This window comes from Streptomyces sp. NPDC031554, assembly GCF_055580685.1.
This window is the reverse complement of record NZ_JBVIKX010000012.1, coordinates 44,263-58,595: the sequence shown is the minus strand read 5'-3', so window position 1 is coordinate 58,595 and position 14,333 is coordinate 44,263. Positions and strand designations below refer to the sequence as shown.

General features: G+C 72.6%; 12 protein-coding genes. 7 read left to right on the top strand and 5 right to left on the bottom strand.

The window, feature by feature from the left end:
* The first annotated feature begins 176 nt into the window (after window positions 1–176).
* Window positions 177–2,927: a CHAT domain-containing protein gene (locus tag ACZ5FU_RS27420; RefSeq protein ID WP_468645723.1), complete on the top strand. Its 2,751-nt coding sequence runs from the start codon at window positions 177–179 to the stop codon at window positions 2,925–2,927.
* A 61-nt stretch (window positions 2,928–2,988) separates the two neighbouring features.
* A complete protein-coding gene (locus ACZ5FU_RS27415) occupies window positions 2,989–3,738 on the top strand; it encodes an NUDIX hydrolase (RefSeq protein ID WP_468645721.1) in 750 nt (249 codons plus the stop codon).
* Between the two features lie 280 nt (window positions 3,739–4,018).
* On the opposite strand, the gene ACZ5FU_RS27410 is transcribed toward ACZ5FU_RS27415, so the two are convergent.
* Window positions 4,019–4,465: a YdeI/OmpD-associated family protein gene (locus ACZ5FU_RS27410; protein ID WP_451528450.1), complete on the bottom strand. Its 447-nt coding sequence runs from the start codon at window positions 4,463–4,465 to the stop codon at window positions 4,019–4,021.
* Window positions 4,466–4,675: 210 nt separating this feature from the next.
* Here ACZ5FU_RS27410 and ACZ5FU_RS27405 point away from each other — a divergent pair, with 210 nt between their 5' ends.
* Entirely contained in the window at window positions 4,676–6,034 is a 1,359-nt protein-coding gene (locus tag ACZ5FU_RS27405; protein WP_451528451.1) for an FG-GAP repeat domain-containing protein, read from the top strand.
* 261 nt (window positions 6,035–6,295) lie between these two features.
* Here the strand turns inward: ACZ5FU_RS27405 and ACZ5FU_RS27400 are convergent, their stop codons facing one another.
* From ACZ5FU_RS27400 to ACZ5FU_RS27390, 3 genes are all read right to left on the bottom strand, one after another.
* The gene (locus ACZ5FU_RS27400; RefSeq protein WP_468645719.1) at window positions 6,296–7,231 is read right to left on the bottom strand and encodes an alpha/beta hydrolase family protein; all 936 of its coding nucleotides are present in this window, start codon (window positions 7,229–7,231) and stop codon (window positions 6,296–6,298) included.
* A 478-nt stretch (window positions 7,232–7,709) separates the two neighbouring features.
* Window positions 7,710–8,363, bottom strand: coding sequence for a TetR/AcrR family transcriptional regulator (locus tag ACZ5FU_RS27395; protein ID WP_468645717.1), 654 nt, complete (start codon window positions 8,361–8,363; stop codon window positions 7,710–7,712).
* A 523-nt stretch (window positions 8,364–8,886) separates the two neighbouring features.
* Window positions 8,887–9,561 carry a hypothetical protein gene (locus ACZ5FU_RS27390; protein ID WP_468645715.1) on the bottom strand — a complete coding sequence of 225 codons (675 nt, stop codon included), beginning with the start codon at window positions 9,559–9,561 and terminating at the stop codon, window positions 8,887–8,889.
* A gap of 556 nt (window positions 9,562–10,117) precedes the next feature.
* Between ACZ5FU_RS27390 and ACZ5FU_RS27385 the strand changes: the two genes are divergently transcribed.
* The 3 genes from ACZ5FU_RS27385 (at window position 10,118) to ACZ5FU_RS27375 (ending at window position 11,735) form a co-directional block, all read left to right on the top strand.
* On the top strand, window positions 10,118–10,378 hold the full coding sequence (locus ACZ5FU_RS27385; RefSeq protein WP_468645713.1) for an HU family DNA-binding protein: 261 nt from the start codon (window positions 10,118–10,120) through the stop codon (window positions 10,376–10,378).
* A 46-nt stretch (window positions 10,379–10,424) separates the two neighbouring features.
* On the top strand, window positions 10,425–10,811 hold the full coding sequence (locus ACZ5FU_RS27380) for an SRPBCC family protein (protein WP_451528456.1): 387 nt from the start codon (window positions 10,425–10,427) through the stop codon (window positions 10,809–10,811).
* 303 nt (window positions 10,812–11,114) lie between these two features.
* Window positions 11,115–11,735, top strand: coding sequence for a LysE family translocator (locus ACZ5FU_RS27375; protein ID WP_468645711.1), 621 nt, complete (start codon window positions 11,115–11,117; stop codon window positions 11,733–11,735).
* Window positions 11,736–11,825: 90 nt separating this feature from the next.
* Here the strand turns inward: ACZ5FU_RS27375 and ACZ5FU_RS27370 are convergent, their stop codons facing one another.
* Window positions 11,826–12,482 (bottom strand): TetR/AcrR family transcriptional regulator, encoded by a 657-nt coding sequence (locus ACZ5FU_RS27370; protein WP_469047236.1) that lies wholly within the window; start codon window positions 12,480–12,482, stop codon window positions 11,826–11,828.
* A gap of 132 nt (window positions 12,483–12,614) precedes the next feature.
* Between ACZ5FU_RS27370 and ACZ5FU_RS27365 the strand changes: the two genes are divergently transcribed.
* Entirely contained in the window at window positions 12,615–13,625 is a 1,011-nt protein-coding gene (locus ACZ5FU_RS27365) for a hypothetical protein (RefSeq protein WP_469047323.1), read from the top strand.
* Window positions 13,626–14,333: the final 708 nt, after the last annotated feature.

Below are 14,333 nucleotides of genomic sequence, written 5' to 3'. Positions count from 1 at the left end.
ACGGCGTGGGAGGTGCCCCCGGCACCGGACGCCGCGCGCCGATCCGACGCGAAGGGCCGGACGTGCCCTGGATCCCTCCCCTGTCCGGCCGAGGCACCGGCCGACCGGCCGCCGCGGCCCGGATTCCCGAACCCGACGAAAACACCGACCCGACGGAACCACCGAGGAGTACCCGTATGTCCCAGGTCGACGGAGACCGCCCGCACGACCCCAGCTCCACGATCAGGACCTTCGTCGAGGCGCTGGACGTCGAGGATCTGATCATGAGGTTCGACGTCGACTTCGACGCCCCGATGCGCCAGGCGGACGCCACCGGCATGCTGCGGCTGGCCCGGGCGCACACCAAGGACCCGGCGGCGGGTGCGCGCGGCATCGCCCGCCGGGTCGGAGCCCACTGGTGCGAGATCGTCCAGGCCGACGTCGGCTACGAACTGCTCTCGGCACTGCAGCTGATCGAGGAATCACAGCGGGACGCGGAACGGCTGATGATGTGGCACACCGACGGCACCCTCGACCCCGCCGACGTCTTCCCCCACTACGCCCTCGCCCGCTGGTACGACGGGGTCGGCCGGATCCGCTATCGACTGGGCAGCTACACCGCCTCCCGCCGTGTCTTCGGAACGGCGGTGCAGGTGGCCGAACGGGCCCGGCTGTGGTGGGCCCTGCCCGACCTGCTCAGCAACCACACCCGCGCGGAGTTCGAGGAACGCGGCCAGGCCGCCCGGGAGAGGGACGGCGGCACGAAGGCGGACGCGTTCGTCCCGCCGATGCGGGAGATGCACGACAGGATCCTGGAGCAGGCGGAGGAACACGGTGTCGACACCGAGGCCGTTCCCGACGGGACGACCCCCCTGAGACACCGGGAGTTCCTGCGCGGCTACTCCAACGCCCTGCACAACCTCGCCACCGCACTGCGGCAGGCCGGGGAGATCCAGCAGTCGCTGCGCGTCACCGCACGCTCCCAGGCCATCTCCGAGGGCCTGGGCGACACCTACCGGGTGTCACAGTCGCTCCTGAACCAGGCCTTCTGCGGCGACCGCCCCCGCAAGCGCTTCGAGACGCTGCGGGACATCGGGCGCGGGGAGGGGGAGAAGGAACGCCCGGGATGGGAGCGCGGCCGGCGGATCGCCCGCCAGAACCTCGCCAAGCTCGGCGGCGGCCGCGACGGCCTGGCCGAACTGGGACGGCTCCTGGACGAGTTGGAGGACGACGCGGCCGGTACGGGCCGCCGCGCCGGGCTCGACGTCGACTTCTACGCGTACACCGTGCGCGCCTACCGGGAGACGGCCGCCGCCCTTCCCGCGGCCGACCGTCCGGGCGACGTCCCGGAACGCCGGATCAAGATGGCGGAGTCGGTGCGCGAAGCGATCGCCCTGCCCGTGTACAAGCGCGCCTACGCCGAGCACATCAGGCCCGCGTACCTGCGCGTCATCGGCAAGGAGATGTCCCGGGCCGACCACCGGCAGGAACACCTGGAGGAGATCGTCTCCCTGGTGGAGAAGTCCTCGGGCCGCGAACTCCTGGACCTGCTCGCCTCGTCCCGCCCGCCGGTCCTGGACCGCCCCGCCCACCCGCTGCCCACCCGTGCCGACGCGCACGGGACCGAGGAGGCCGAGAGGTCCGAGGAAGCGGCGGGGACCGAGGAGGCCGGGCGGGGGAGGCGCCTGCCGGCCCTGCGGGCGCACACCCTCGATCCGGAGACGCTGAGGGAGATGAGGGAGATGCTCGTCGAGCGGGCGCAGCAGTACGAGGACCACTTCCTCCACCACCCGCTGACGTCGGCGACGCACGACGAGGACATCGCCCACCAGCTGGTGCAGTACACCCTCAACCACCAGGGCTCCTGCGTCGTGCGGTACTTCCGTTTCGGCACGTCGGACGCGCCCCTGGACGGCGAGGAGACGCCCGCGCCCGACTCCCTCGGCATCATGGTCTGCCGGAACGGGGTGCTGACGCTGCTGCCGTCCGTGCCCTACGCGGAAGTGACCGATCTCGCGCAGCAGGTCTCCAGGGACATCCACGACGAGGATCTCCCGCTGCCGAGGGCGGAGACCTGCCGTCGCGTGTGGGACCTTCTCGTCGGCCCGGTCTGGGAGAGCGCCGGCCGGGGCGGCCCGCTGACCCACCTCACCCTGATCCCGACCGACCACATCTTCGCGATCCCCCTGCACGTCGCCACCGAGCCGGGCGACGACCGGCCGCTCGCCGCCCGGGTCCCGCTGTCGCACTCGGTGAGCATCGCGGCCTTCGTCACCCGCGGCCGGCACCTGCTGAAGAAGCAGCTCATGGAGGACGACGACGACCTCGCGGCACTGCTGTCGACCGACGACGAGGCGACGGGCGAGGAGATCGTGGAAGCCGACTGGCGCGCCGACCACGTCCACGTGGCCGGCAAGGTCCCCGCCGCCCTCGTGGACGAGGTCGCGGGCGAATTCGCGGCGGACTGGGACGGGCTCGAGCAACTCGTCGCGGTGAAGCCGGAGTTCTTCGTGTACGCCGGTCACGGCCTGTACCTCGACGAGCCCGAGGCGTCGGGCCCGTTGATCCACCTGGGAGACACGGACATGCTGTCCCAGTTCGACCTGGCCCTGCGCGTCAGCCTGCCGAGGAACAAGCTCACCGTGCTGGGCGCCTGCCTGGCCGGCCAGGGCATGCGCTCCGACGGCGGCGACGTCCTGGGGTTCATGCGTTCTCTCATCATCAGCGGTGCCGGCGCCATCGGCGTGCCCCTGTGGTCCGTGGACAACTCGGCGATGGTCTCGACGGTGGGGGCGCTGCTGCGCGGAAGCCGGGAGGCCCTGGGGTCGTCGTCCACCGGGGTCTTCGACGTGGTGCAGGTGTTGCACGACCATTACCGGGAGAGCATGGAGACGTTCACGTCGGTGGAGGCACGGGTCGATCGTCTTCCTCTGGCTCTGTACCTATGACCGGCTCGCGTCGGGCGCCGCCTCGGCGGTCCGGACATGGCGCGCAGACACAGGAGAGAACATGAGCGCTCACGAACGGGCCGTCAGGAGACAGGCGGCGCTGGCCGATTACGAGGTGCTGCGCGAGCGTCGCCCGGAGCTGTTCCTGAATCCGTCCGGCGCGGCCTTCACGATCCTCCTCGACCGCGCCGAGCAGGAGCGGGTCTCCGACGAGGCCTCACGGGCTGCGGTCGAGGCCGGGCTGCCCGAGAGCGCCGGGGACGTCGGCGTCGTCCACCGCGACGCCTACCTCTGTCTGGTGCGTGACGCCGTGCGGTTCACGGACGGCAGGCTGGGCACCTACATCCGCGTCGTGCCCGCGTCCGCGTCCGGGGGAGCCGCGGTGCTCCCCCTCCTCGCCGACGGACGCATCGTCCTGCTGCGCCACTTCCGCCACGCGGACCGCGACTGGCACTGGGAGATCCCCCGCGGATTCGCCGATCCGGGGGAGAGCGGGGCCGGTACGGCCGCCCGGGAACTCCAGGAGGAACTGGGCGTCCACATCGGTGATCTGACGTATCTCGGCGCGGTGTCCCCCGACACCGGCCTGCGTGCGGGAACCGACCACCTGTACCTCGCGCACATCGACGCGACGCGGTTGGCGGACGGCCCCGCGACGGGGGCCAGGGCCGAGGGGATCGACGGCTACCGGGCCGTGTCGCAGGACGAGTTCCGCTCCATGCTCGCCGACCGCCGGATCTCCGACGCCTACACCCTGTCCGCGTACGCCCTGGCCGTGGCCCGGGGACTGCTGGAGACGGACAAGGGCTGAAGCACGGCACCGGACGTCGGTACGGCGTACCGACGTCCGGTGCGTGACGACGTCGGCGCTGGGGCCCGGCCGCACCGGCCGGGCCCCAGTGACCGCGGCGCGGTCCGGGCGGCAGACCCTGGGGTCTTTCGTTTGGATCGGGCCGGATCGGGGAGCGGGGTCCGGTGCCGTGCCTCGCGAGGCGGAGGAGGGAGTCAGGGCGGAGCCCTGGCGACCGACGACAACGCGGCGGGGTGCGGTGCCGGGGCCTGCGAGCCCGGCCTGATCCGAACGAGAGGCCCTAGGTGAGCGGTTGGTTGCGGAGTGTGGCGAGGGTCTTCTGGATGCGGCTGTGGCGGGTCTCGGGCTTCTTGGCGCTTTCGATGGTGTGGATGTAGGCGCGTTTGCGGCTGGGGGAGAGCTGGTCGTAGGCGGTGCGGGCGACGGGATCGGCGTCGAGGGCCTGGACCAGGTCGTCCGGTTCGGTGATGGTCCGGGGCTGGGTGTCGACGGCGAGGTCGACCTCGATCTCCTCGCCTGTCTCGACGCCGGCGGCTTCGCGGTTGGCTTTGCTGAGGCCGATGAGGTAACGGCCCCGCATGATCGCGATGCGGCTGTTCCAGGAGTGGTCGTTGATGGTGATGGTGACGGGTGGTCGCTTCCCGGCGTCGAGTTCGTCGATGATCTCCGCGGGGACCTCCAGACCTCGCATGGGCTCGGGCGGTTCGACGAGGGTGCGGAACTTCATGGTCTGCTCCTGTCCGTGCGCCGGCGGGCCCGGCGCGTGTCGGAGTGGGCGGTGCGTGGCGTCCGGCGGGCCGGTGGCCGTGCCGTGTCACATTCTGGCGGGAGCGGGCGGAGTGGGGGCGGGAATCGGCCGTGAACGGCGACCGGGCGCCTTTCCGGGCGGAGCACCGACTTCTAGAATGTCATGTACATGACTATCCGAGGAGGCTCCTTGTACGGGCTGACACGCTCGGGAACGGCGCTGACCGTCGCCCTCGCCTCTCTCCACGCGACCGTCCCCGCCGACGCGTCACCGGCTCCTTCCGCGACGGCGTCGTTCTCCCCGCACGTGGTCGACGCCGCTCTTCCCGGCGCGGCCTTCGCCGTGGCGGGCGACGTCGGGGGAGACGGCCGCCAGGAGATCGTGGCCACCGGGTTCGGCCGCTTCGAGGCCGTCCCGGGAGGCCCGCCGATCCCACCGGCGGCCGGCGTCCTCGCGGTCTACCGGCAGAAGGGGAGCGACCTCGGCACCTGGTCGAAGCGGCTGGTGTTCGGCACCGACGCCGCGATCCCCTTCCCCAACGAACCGGCCGTGGCCGACGTCGACCGCGACGGCGACCGCGACATCGTGGTCCCGGGCGGGTTCATCCGCTGCGCCACACCGTGCGGATCCCTCACCTGGTGGGAACACCGTGCCGACGGCGTCTGGAAGCGCCATGACATCGTGACGCCGGGCAGCTCCCCCCTCTTCTACCACCGCGCCGTCCTCGTCGACCTCGACGGGGACGGCCGCAAGGACCTGGTGACCGTCGGCGAGTCCGCGCAGCCCGTCACGAGGATCGAGGGCCGGCCCGCGGCCCACGCCTGGATCCAGGTGTTCCGGGGCGTCGACGGGCCCGAGCGCTTCAGCGGGGAGCCGGTCGACCTCGCGGCCGGCGGCGGCGCTCTCCCCGTCGTGGCGGACGTCGACTCCGACGGCGACCAGGACGTGGCCTCCGCGCAGTACTTCGAGCCGGGTGCCGCCTTCATGTGGCTGGAGCGCACCACGGCCCCCGGCGCGGACCACCCGTTCGGCGGCTTCACGCCGCACGTCATCGACACCACACAGGGCAGAGCGATCCAGCTGCGGCCCGTACGGAACCTGTACGGCGACGGCGGCACCGTCTGGGTCGGCTCCAACCACACCAACACCGTCTTCCCGCCCGGCTCCACCGACCCGACCTCCCAGGTGGTCTCGTTCTCGGTGCCGGCCGATCCGCGCTCCCCGTGGGGCACGACCCCCCTGTCGACGGGCATCGTCTCGCGCGGCCGCGCGGGCCAGGCCGCGCCCGGCGTGTTCGGCAGCGGTGACCTGGACGGGGACCGTGACATCGACCTGCTGGTCTCCGGCGACGGCGACGACCGGCTGTTCTGGCTGGAGCAGAAGGACGACCACACCTTCGACACCCATGTCCTCGCCACCGCCGCCGGTCAGGCGGGAGGCGCGGTGGTCACCGACCTCGACCGCGCCCGGCCGTCGCGCAACGAGGCCGTCTTCACCGTGTTCGAGTCCGACAGCGTCGTGGTCTGGTCCCGGAGCCGGGTTCCGTGACCGCCGTCCTCGCGGCGACGGCCGACCGCGGAACCACGCGCCGGCCACCGGCACCGGCCGGGTGACCGACACCGGGCCGGCCACCGTCACCGGCCCGGTGACCGGCCCGGTGACCGGGCGGACGGCCACGGGACTTTCCCCGGCCGCCCGCCCGGCGGCGTACTCAGAGCACCGGCGCGGTACGCGCGGTCACGGTTCTCCCGCGCTCGGCCGACAGGGCCGTCGCGGTCGCCGGGCCGCCGGCGTCGCGCTCCGGAGCGTTCAGGGCTTGGCGGAGTAGACGACACCGGCCAGGTTCTGGGCCGCGGAGCCCCACACCTGGTCGTACAGGGTGGAGTCGACGCCGAGCGTGTGGAGCAGCCAGGCGGTCGTGACACCGTAGGTCAGTTTCAGCTGGGCGGCGCGGGTGATGGTCCCGCTGTCGCAGCCGATGCCGGAGCTGTCCTCGAATCCGCAGTGGAACCCACCGGTGATGACGCGCAGTTGGGTGGCGGACCGCTTGGCGTCGTACATCTTCTGCTGGTTGCCGGCGACACCGGCGATGCTGTCGGCGCTGCCGCCGACGTACTGGACGGGGATGCTCAGCGCGCCGGAGGCACTGACGGCCGAGGGGTTGGTCTCCGCCGCCGCGAGGGTGGAGACGGACTTGACGGCCGGGTTCCGGCTCGCGGCGAGCAGTGCCGAGCCACCGCCCATGGAGTGACCCGAGACGGCGAGCCGGCCGGTGCTGACCGCGCCCGCGAACCGTGAGCCGGTGGTGCCGTTCTGGGTGGTGAGCCAGGTGAGCGCCGCGTTCAGATCGTCGGCGAACGCCGAGTGGCTGGGGAAGAGGCCCCCCTGGGACTTGGGCGCGACGGTGATGACGCCCCAGGAGGCGTAGTGCTTGAGCAGGCTCTCGTACTGGGTGATGGCCTGGAAGAAGCCGTGTCCGAAGGCGAGGCCGGGGTGGGCGCCGGCGGCGACCGGCGCGTTGGCACCGGCGGTCGTGCCCGGGTACCAGACGCGCGCGCTGAACGAACGGCCCGAGGCGGAGACCGTGAGATCGGTGTAGGCGACGGGGAACGACCCCGTGGTGGAGGGATCCACCGCCCGGACCGGGGCCGCCGCCTGCGAGGCGTGGGCGGCCGGCGCGAGGGTGAAGGCGGCTGCCGCGCACAGCAGCAGCGCGGTGGAGGAGCGCAGGAGTGTACGGAACACGAGATCACCTTTTCTGTGGGGAGGAAGCAGTGATTTCCGGTGGTACGTCTCCGTGCTGTCAGGGTGTTCTGGACTCGGTGGACTCGGTGGACTCGGTGGACTCGGTGGGCTTTACGGCCCGAGCCCGCTCCGCCGCGGGCACACCCGTGGGCCCGAGCGGTGTACGGGGAAGGACTCGCCGAGCCGGATCGCGCCGGACCCGGACCCGACCTGATCCGGACCGGTCCGTAGGCACCGGCGGAGCGCGGCGCGAGGCGAGGAGCCGGACGCGCTCAGGAGCACTCGGGATCGCTCGGCCGTCGGGGGAGGGGAGACCGTGGTGGGCCCCGTGCCCCGCAGCCACCGGTCGTCACGACGCTCACCCCCCGGAGCACGGGGCGCGACCGCCCGTGCCGGCGGCGGCCGCGACGAACGCGCCGGCCGCCGTGCCGGTGACCGGGCCCCGAACCGGGGACGGCGACCTCACCGTCGGGTTCCGTCATCGGTCGTCCCGCGTTCTGAAATCGGCGAGCAGCGGGACGATCAGGCGTTCGAGATTCCCGCGCCGGACCCGAGGGCCGACTCCGGTGAGCCGCACGGGGCTGTCCGGTGTCGGGACGTGGGCGATGAGCGCCAGGTGCGGCAGCAGCACCAGGAGGATCGACAGCAGCGCGTCCAGGTCGGCGTCCCCGCGCAGGTCTCCGGCCTCGACGGCCCGTTCCAGGAGGGGACGGAGACCGGCCAGGTACATGGCGTTCACGGGTTGCCTGACCGCGTCCCGGACCGCCGGGTCCATCTCCATGTTGGTGGCGGCGGCCACTCCGCGCTCCAGCGGCTTCCCGGCGAAGTACTCGAGCCAGGCCTCCAGCGCGTCGACGAGGTGCGTGGTGAAGTCACCGGTCCCGTCGTAGCCGTCGAGCCAGGGCCGCATGTACGCGTAGACGCGCAGCGAGGTCTGCTCGGCCACGTAGGAGAAGAGGTCCAATTTGCCCGAGAAGTACTGGAACAGGGAGCCCTTGGCGACCCCGGCTTCGCGGGCGATGACGTTCAGACTGCCCGTGGAGTAGCCGTGGGTGCCGAACTCGTCCATCGCCGCGACCAGGACCCGCTCGCGGCGGGCGGGCGACAGCCGGGTCCAGGTGGGAGTGGGCATGGACACCCCTTCATGTGACCGGACGGTCATGTGACCGCCCGGTCATGGTGGGGGCGCCCCTCGTCACAAGTCAACGGCCTTGACGGGTATGGCTGTTACTGGTTTCGGCTCATCGAGGCGGGGCCGTGCCGTCGAGGACCGGCCCGGCACCCCCGGGAAGCGGACGAGGGGGCGGGACCGGTGCCGAAGGCGCTCGGGCGTGACGTCGCGTCAGGGCGGGCCGGTTCCCCTCGCTCAAGTGGTGCTTCGCCGCGGAAGCGAGGGCGACCGAGGGCGGCGGAACCGGGCGACCAGCCGGGCACGGTCTCCTCCGTGGAGTGCGCCGGGCGTCCGCCTCACCCTCCGGACCGGCCTCCGGACGGGTCCGTCCCCGGCCGCCGGCTCTCCGCTCCGTGTGCCCGGACGGTCCGTTTCCCGCCAGTCGGCGGCGGCCGGTCCGGACCAGGTGATCCACGTCGTGCCGTGGACGCCGGGAGGCCCGCCGCGCGCGGCGCACGCGGTCCGGAGGCCTTCGGAGCGGCGGTCAGCAGGACTCCACGTCGACGGGCGAGACGTAGATCGCGGACAGCACCCCGTCCCCGGCCACCTCGACCGGGACGGGAGCCGTCGTACCGGTCAACTCCAAGTCGTACGGAAGGGATCCCACCGGAATGTCCTCGCCGAGGTAGGCCACCGAAACCGTGCCCTGGCAGCCGTTGCCCCCCGGCGGCGCGGTGTCGGGCACCCTGCCGTCCCGCGGGCCGGCCTTGTGGGAGGCGGTGCCGAACAGCGTGTACCGGTACTCGTAGCCGGCCGCGGCGACGGTGGTCGCCTCCCTCGTCTTCTCGACGTCGACCCAGTAGTGGGCGAGCTTCACCGTGACCGCCTCGCAGGGCCGCTGCATCGCGTCCGGGGCGAATTTCAGGCCGGAGGAGTCCAGGGTCAGGCCCTTGGACTGGTACGCGCCGCTGCCGCTGCGCAGTTCTTTCAGGTAGTCGGTCAGCTGCTCGGTATTCATGCCGGCGGTCTTCACGCACTTCGCGGGCGCGGTCGTCGTCGGGCTCTGCGCCCGAGTGGCCGGGTCGGGAGCGGCCGTGTAGCGGGCGAGTTCGGACGGGGATGCCGGGGACGCCTGGGCGACCGGCTCGTCCTCCGAACATCCCGAGACCGTGAGCAGCGCTGCCGCTGCGGCGGCCGGTACGAACAACTTGCTTGCCATGCGCATGAGTTACCCCGCCTGCGTCGAGATCGCTTCCCTCACTGGGCGGACCCACAGTACGAGTTGGACGAACGGCTCCACCAGCGAATCCGTCGTCCCGGCCCGCCGTCCTCGGCACGGGGGAGACGGGAGCCCGACGCGTCCGCCCCTCGGGCCTCTTCGTCCCGAAGCGGGCGGGGCGGGGCCCTGCCCCGGGCCGGCGGGCCCCACCCGCGCCGACGGTCCGCAGGCGCGCCGACGGTCCGCAGACGCTCACGCTCGCGCACCGTCGTGCGTCGGTGCCGGCACGCGGTGAGACGGGACGCGCACACCGACCTGACGCGGTCCGCACCGGCAGGCCACCGCACGATCCACGGCGTCAGGGCCACACCGGGGCGAACGCCCAACTCCGCTGCCGGACAGGGCCACCGGGACGACGGTGCCCTTTCGCGTCGACCGTTGCGCGCCTGACCGTCGGCCGGTACCCGGGCGCTCGTCCGAAGATGCGGGGCCTGCGGCCTGCTGTGATGGTGGGAGGACTGCAGCACCGGCACCAGGACGCGACGGGAATGCGTACATGGACAAGACACAGCTCGCCGAGAAGACCGCTCGTGCCTCCGGCGGCGCGGACAGCCCGCAGCTCACCGCGGACGACGTCGGCACGGTCCTCGACGCGCTCTTCGGCACGGTCGAGCACCCCGGAACCATCGCCGAGGCGCTCAAGGCCCAGGAGGCCGTCACCCTGGGCAGCTTCGGCAGTTTCCAAGGCGCGGACGGGACCGCCGCGTTCCGGCCGGGCACCGCCCTCACCGAATACCTGCAGGACCGGATCCGGTGAGCGCCGCACGCCGCACCCGCCCGGCACAGCGGCGCACGGACCCGCCGTGGGACGCCTGACCGTCCGCGCCACGGGCCCGGCCGGTCCCGAAACGGTCTGGCAGCGCTACGCCTGCGTCGACCGGTGGGCGTCGTGGTCCCCGCAGATCAGGGCCGTGCGCACCCCCGATCGCCGGCTGTTCCCCGGCATGTGCGGCACGGTGGAGTCGACGGTCGGCGTCCGCGTCGCCTTCACCGTCGAGGACGTCGACCACGATCGCCGCACCTGGACCTGGCGCGTCCGCCTGGGACCGATCCGGCTCCGCCTGCACCACGACGTGCAGGCGCACGGGTACGGCAGCACGACCGGCCTCACGATGGAGGGGCCGAGGCCGGCACTCCTGGCCTATGCGCCCCTCGCGCGACTTGCCCTGCGCCGCCTCGTACGGCTGTGACACCGCCCGCCGGCGGATTCCTGCGCGCACGCACGAAGTCCCGGGTACGCACCCGGGTACGCACGGGAAGAGCCGCGTGCGTGCACGAAGACCCGTGTGCACGCACGCGGAGCCGGGCCGCCCGCACGGGAGCCGGCGATCGTGCCGCGGTACCGGGGCCGCCACGCGGAGACTCGGCGGCGACCGACGACCGGCGGCACGGCACGATGCCGTCCCCCGGTTCCGCGCCACGGCTTCGACGTCCCCGGTGGGAGGACCCGACCTGCCGGGCCGGCCCGCACCACGGGATGCGAGGCTGAGGACATGTTCCTGGAATTCTTCGCCGCGGTCGGCGTGCTGGCCGTACTGACCGTGGTGCCCGGGCCGGACATGGCCGTCGTGACGAAGCGGGCCGTCGCCTCCGGCCGGCAGGACGGGCTGCGAACGGTCGGCGGGATCACCGCGGGGCTGCTGGTCTGGGGTGTCCTCGCGGTGGCGGGCCTCGCCGCGCTCCTGGCCGCCTCCGCCGCCGCGTACACCGTGGTCAAGCTGGCCGGAGCCGCCTACCTGTTCTTCCTCGGCGTCCAGGCGCTGGTCCACAGCCGACGCGCACGGACGGCGGAAGCGGACGCGGTTCCTGCGGCACCCGCCGGCAATCCCTGGCGCACCGGCCTGGTCGGCAATGTCCTGAACCCCAAGATCGCCGTCTTCTACACGGGCCTGCTTCCGACGCTGGCCCCGTCCGGGCTCTCCCCCCACGCCGGTATGGCACTGCTGGTGCTCGTCCACGTGGCGCTGACCGCCGTATGGCTCGGCGGCTACGTGATGCTGCTGGCCAAGGCCCGCACGTTCTTCCGGAGACCCTCCGTGCGCCGGGCCACGGACCGTGTCACCGGCACCGTCCTGATCGGGTTCGGCCTGAAGGTCGCCACGACCCAGCCCTGACCTCCGGGCCTGACCTCCGGGGTCGAGCCGGCTGACCCGGACGGTGACGGCCGAGTGCCGTCGGCATGTTCCGGATCAGCCGGGTTGTCCTCACGACCGGGTGCGTCGCTCGGCGGCGTCGAAGGCGGGTGCGAGCGGGGCCAGCACCGCGCGGAGCCGGTCGGGCAATGAGCCGGAGGGCACGACCAGTCCTCCGGCGTCGGAGTTCCCGGCGGCCTCTGCGTTCCCGGTCGGCCGGAGCCAGCCTTCCAGCGCGATGCGAACCGCCGCGGCGACGCTTGCCGCGAGGACGTGAGCAGTGTGCGCTCCGGTGTCCTCCAGGCGTTCGGCGAGCACCGCCGTGAGAGGCGGCTCGATGTCGGCGGTGGTGTCGAGGAACGCGTCGCGCAGCGAGGTCCGGCTGGTGATCAGCAGCAGCGCCTCGCGTTCGTGCTCACCGGCGTTCGTGTACTGCTCGACCACTGCTTGGGTGACGGCGTCAGCCAGGCGCGCCCCTGTGGGCCGGGCCGCGACCGCCGCCGCGATCCGCGCCTCCCGGTCCGCGGTGACGGCGGAGGCGATCGCCTGCTCTCGGCTGGCGAAGTAGTTGTTGTAGGTGCGCGGCGAGACCCCGGCCGCCTCGGCGATGTCCTCGACCCGCACCTGGTCGGGTCCGTGCTCGACGGCCAGGCGCAGGGCCGCCGCGCGTAGCGCCTCGCGCGTGGCCTGCTTCTTCCGCTCCCGCAGCCCTCGTGGTGGTGTCGTCACGACGTCAGCGTTCCACATAGGGCTGCGCACGCGCAAAGTTGCGCTTGCGCAAACTTGCGTGCACGCATTTTTCCTGTCAGTCTCGACCCGACCGGGACCGACAGGGAGGACGTCACCGTGCGAGCAAGAGGAATGACCTACGACACCGGCTTCGTCGTGCACGGTCAGATGTCCCGCGAGTACTTCGACCCCGCGGTGGTCCGGCGCGAGCTCACCCTCATCCGCGATGACCTGCACTGCAACGCGGTCCAGATCATCGGCGGTGACCCGGACCGGCTGGAGCTGGCCGCCGGTGTTGCCGCCGAACTCGGCCTGGAGGTCTGGGTCTCGCCCTATCCGCTGGAGCTGGATCCGGAGCAGATCCTCACGCTCTTCCGCGACTGTGCCGCGCGAGCGGAACGGCTCCGGCAGCGGGGGGTCCCGGTCGTGTTCGTCGCAGGGGTCGAGCTGAGCGTGATGAACCGCGGGTTCCTGCCCGGACGGAGCCCCGAGGAACGGGTCGAGCGGCTGATGAGCCGGCCCGAGCGGCGGGCCGAAGCGATGCGCGAACTCGGCGTGCGCATCAACACGTTCCTCCGCGACGCCGCAGCCGCGGTCCGCGAGCGCTTCCAGGGCAAGCTCACCTACGCGTCCATCCAGTTCGAGCAGGTCGACTGGACTCCCTTCGACATCGTGACGTACGAGCTGATCCGCTCCGCCGAGGTCGCCGACCGGTTCCGGGACGCGGTGCGCACCCTGGCCCAGGGCCCGAAGCCGCTCGCCGTCACCGGGTTCGGCACCGCGGCCTACCGCGGGGCGGGGGACCGCGGGGGGCGGGTGCTGGAAGTGGTCGAGTACGACCCGCAGACCAAGGCCCCCGTACGGCTGGACGGCGTGTACGAGCGCGACGAGGCCGGCCAGGCCGCATATCTGAGCGAACTGCTGGAGATCTTCGAGACCGAGGGCGTGGACAGCGCGTTCGTGTTCCTGTTCGCCTTGTCCGGCTACCCGCACCGCCCGGACGGCGACCCCAGGGACGACCTGGACCGAGCCGGCCTGGGCATCGTCAAACTCCTCGAAGGACGCCGGGGGCGGACTTACCCCGACATGGAATGGGAGCCCAAGGCCGCCTTCGCGGCAGTGGCGCGGCGGTACCGCAGGTGACGGGCCCCGCGCACGGTGACCACGGCTCGGGATCCGCACCGCGGCGCAGTGCGGCCGGACGGGGGGAACCGCCGCTCGGGCGGAGCGGGTGCGAAGGGCCGGCGCCACCACGGCTGGGCGTGGTGCGCCATCGGTGACCCGCGCCGACGACTGCTCATCCGCCGCTCCCTCACCGACCCGAGCCGGATCGCGTACTTCTACGCCTACGCGCCCGAGGGCCGTCCCCGCCCCCAGCCTGCCCGACGATGCCGACCGGACCCACCGGCACCACCACCGAACCCGACCCGCCCTTGCAGGCTGACGCGGCGTCAGCTCACGATGTACCACCGGAGCACGGGGAACGGATGAATGCGCGGGCTTGGTCGATCCACCCCGACACGGCCTCGGCGCCGCAGCTTTCGGCGACCGACCGGGCCTCGTCGAGAGGGCGGAGCGCCGTCGACGGGTCGCCGGTTTCGGCCGCCAGGTAGGCCGGCGCCACCAGGCCGGCCGCTTCCCCCGGCCTGAAACCGGTCTCCCGGCGCAGTGTCACCGATTCGGTCAGCCGCTCGCGGGCCTGACCGAAGCGGCCCGCGTCCCTTCGAGCCGTTGTCGGCGTTCCGGGTGGTGGGCACCACGGGTTCGCCGGGAAGCGCGCCGGCGTTCGGCCCGGGCCCGGCGGAGAAGCGCGCGCCGGGAAACGGGCCGTACCTGCCGATCGACAGGTAC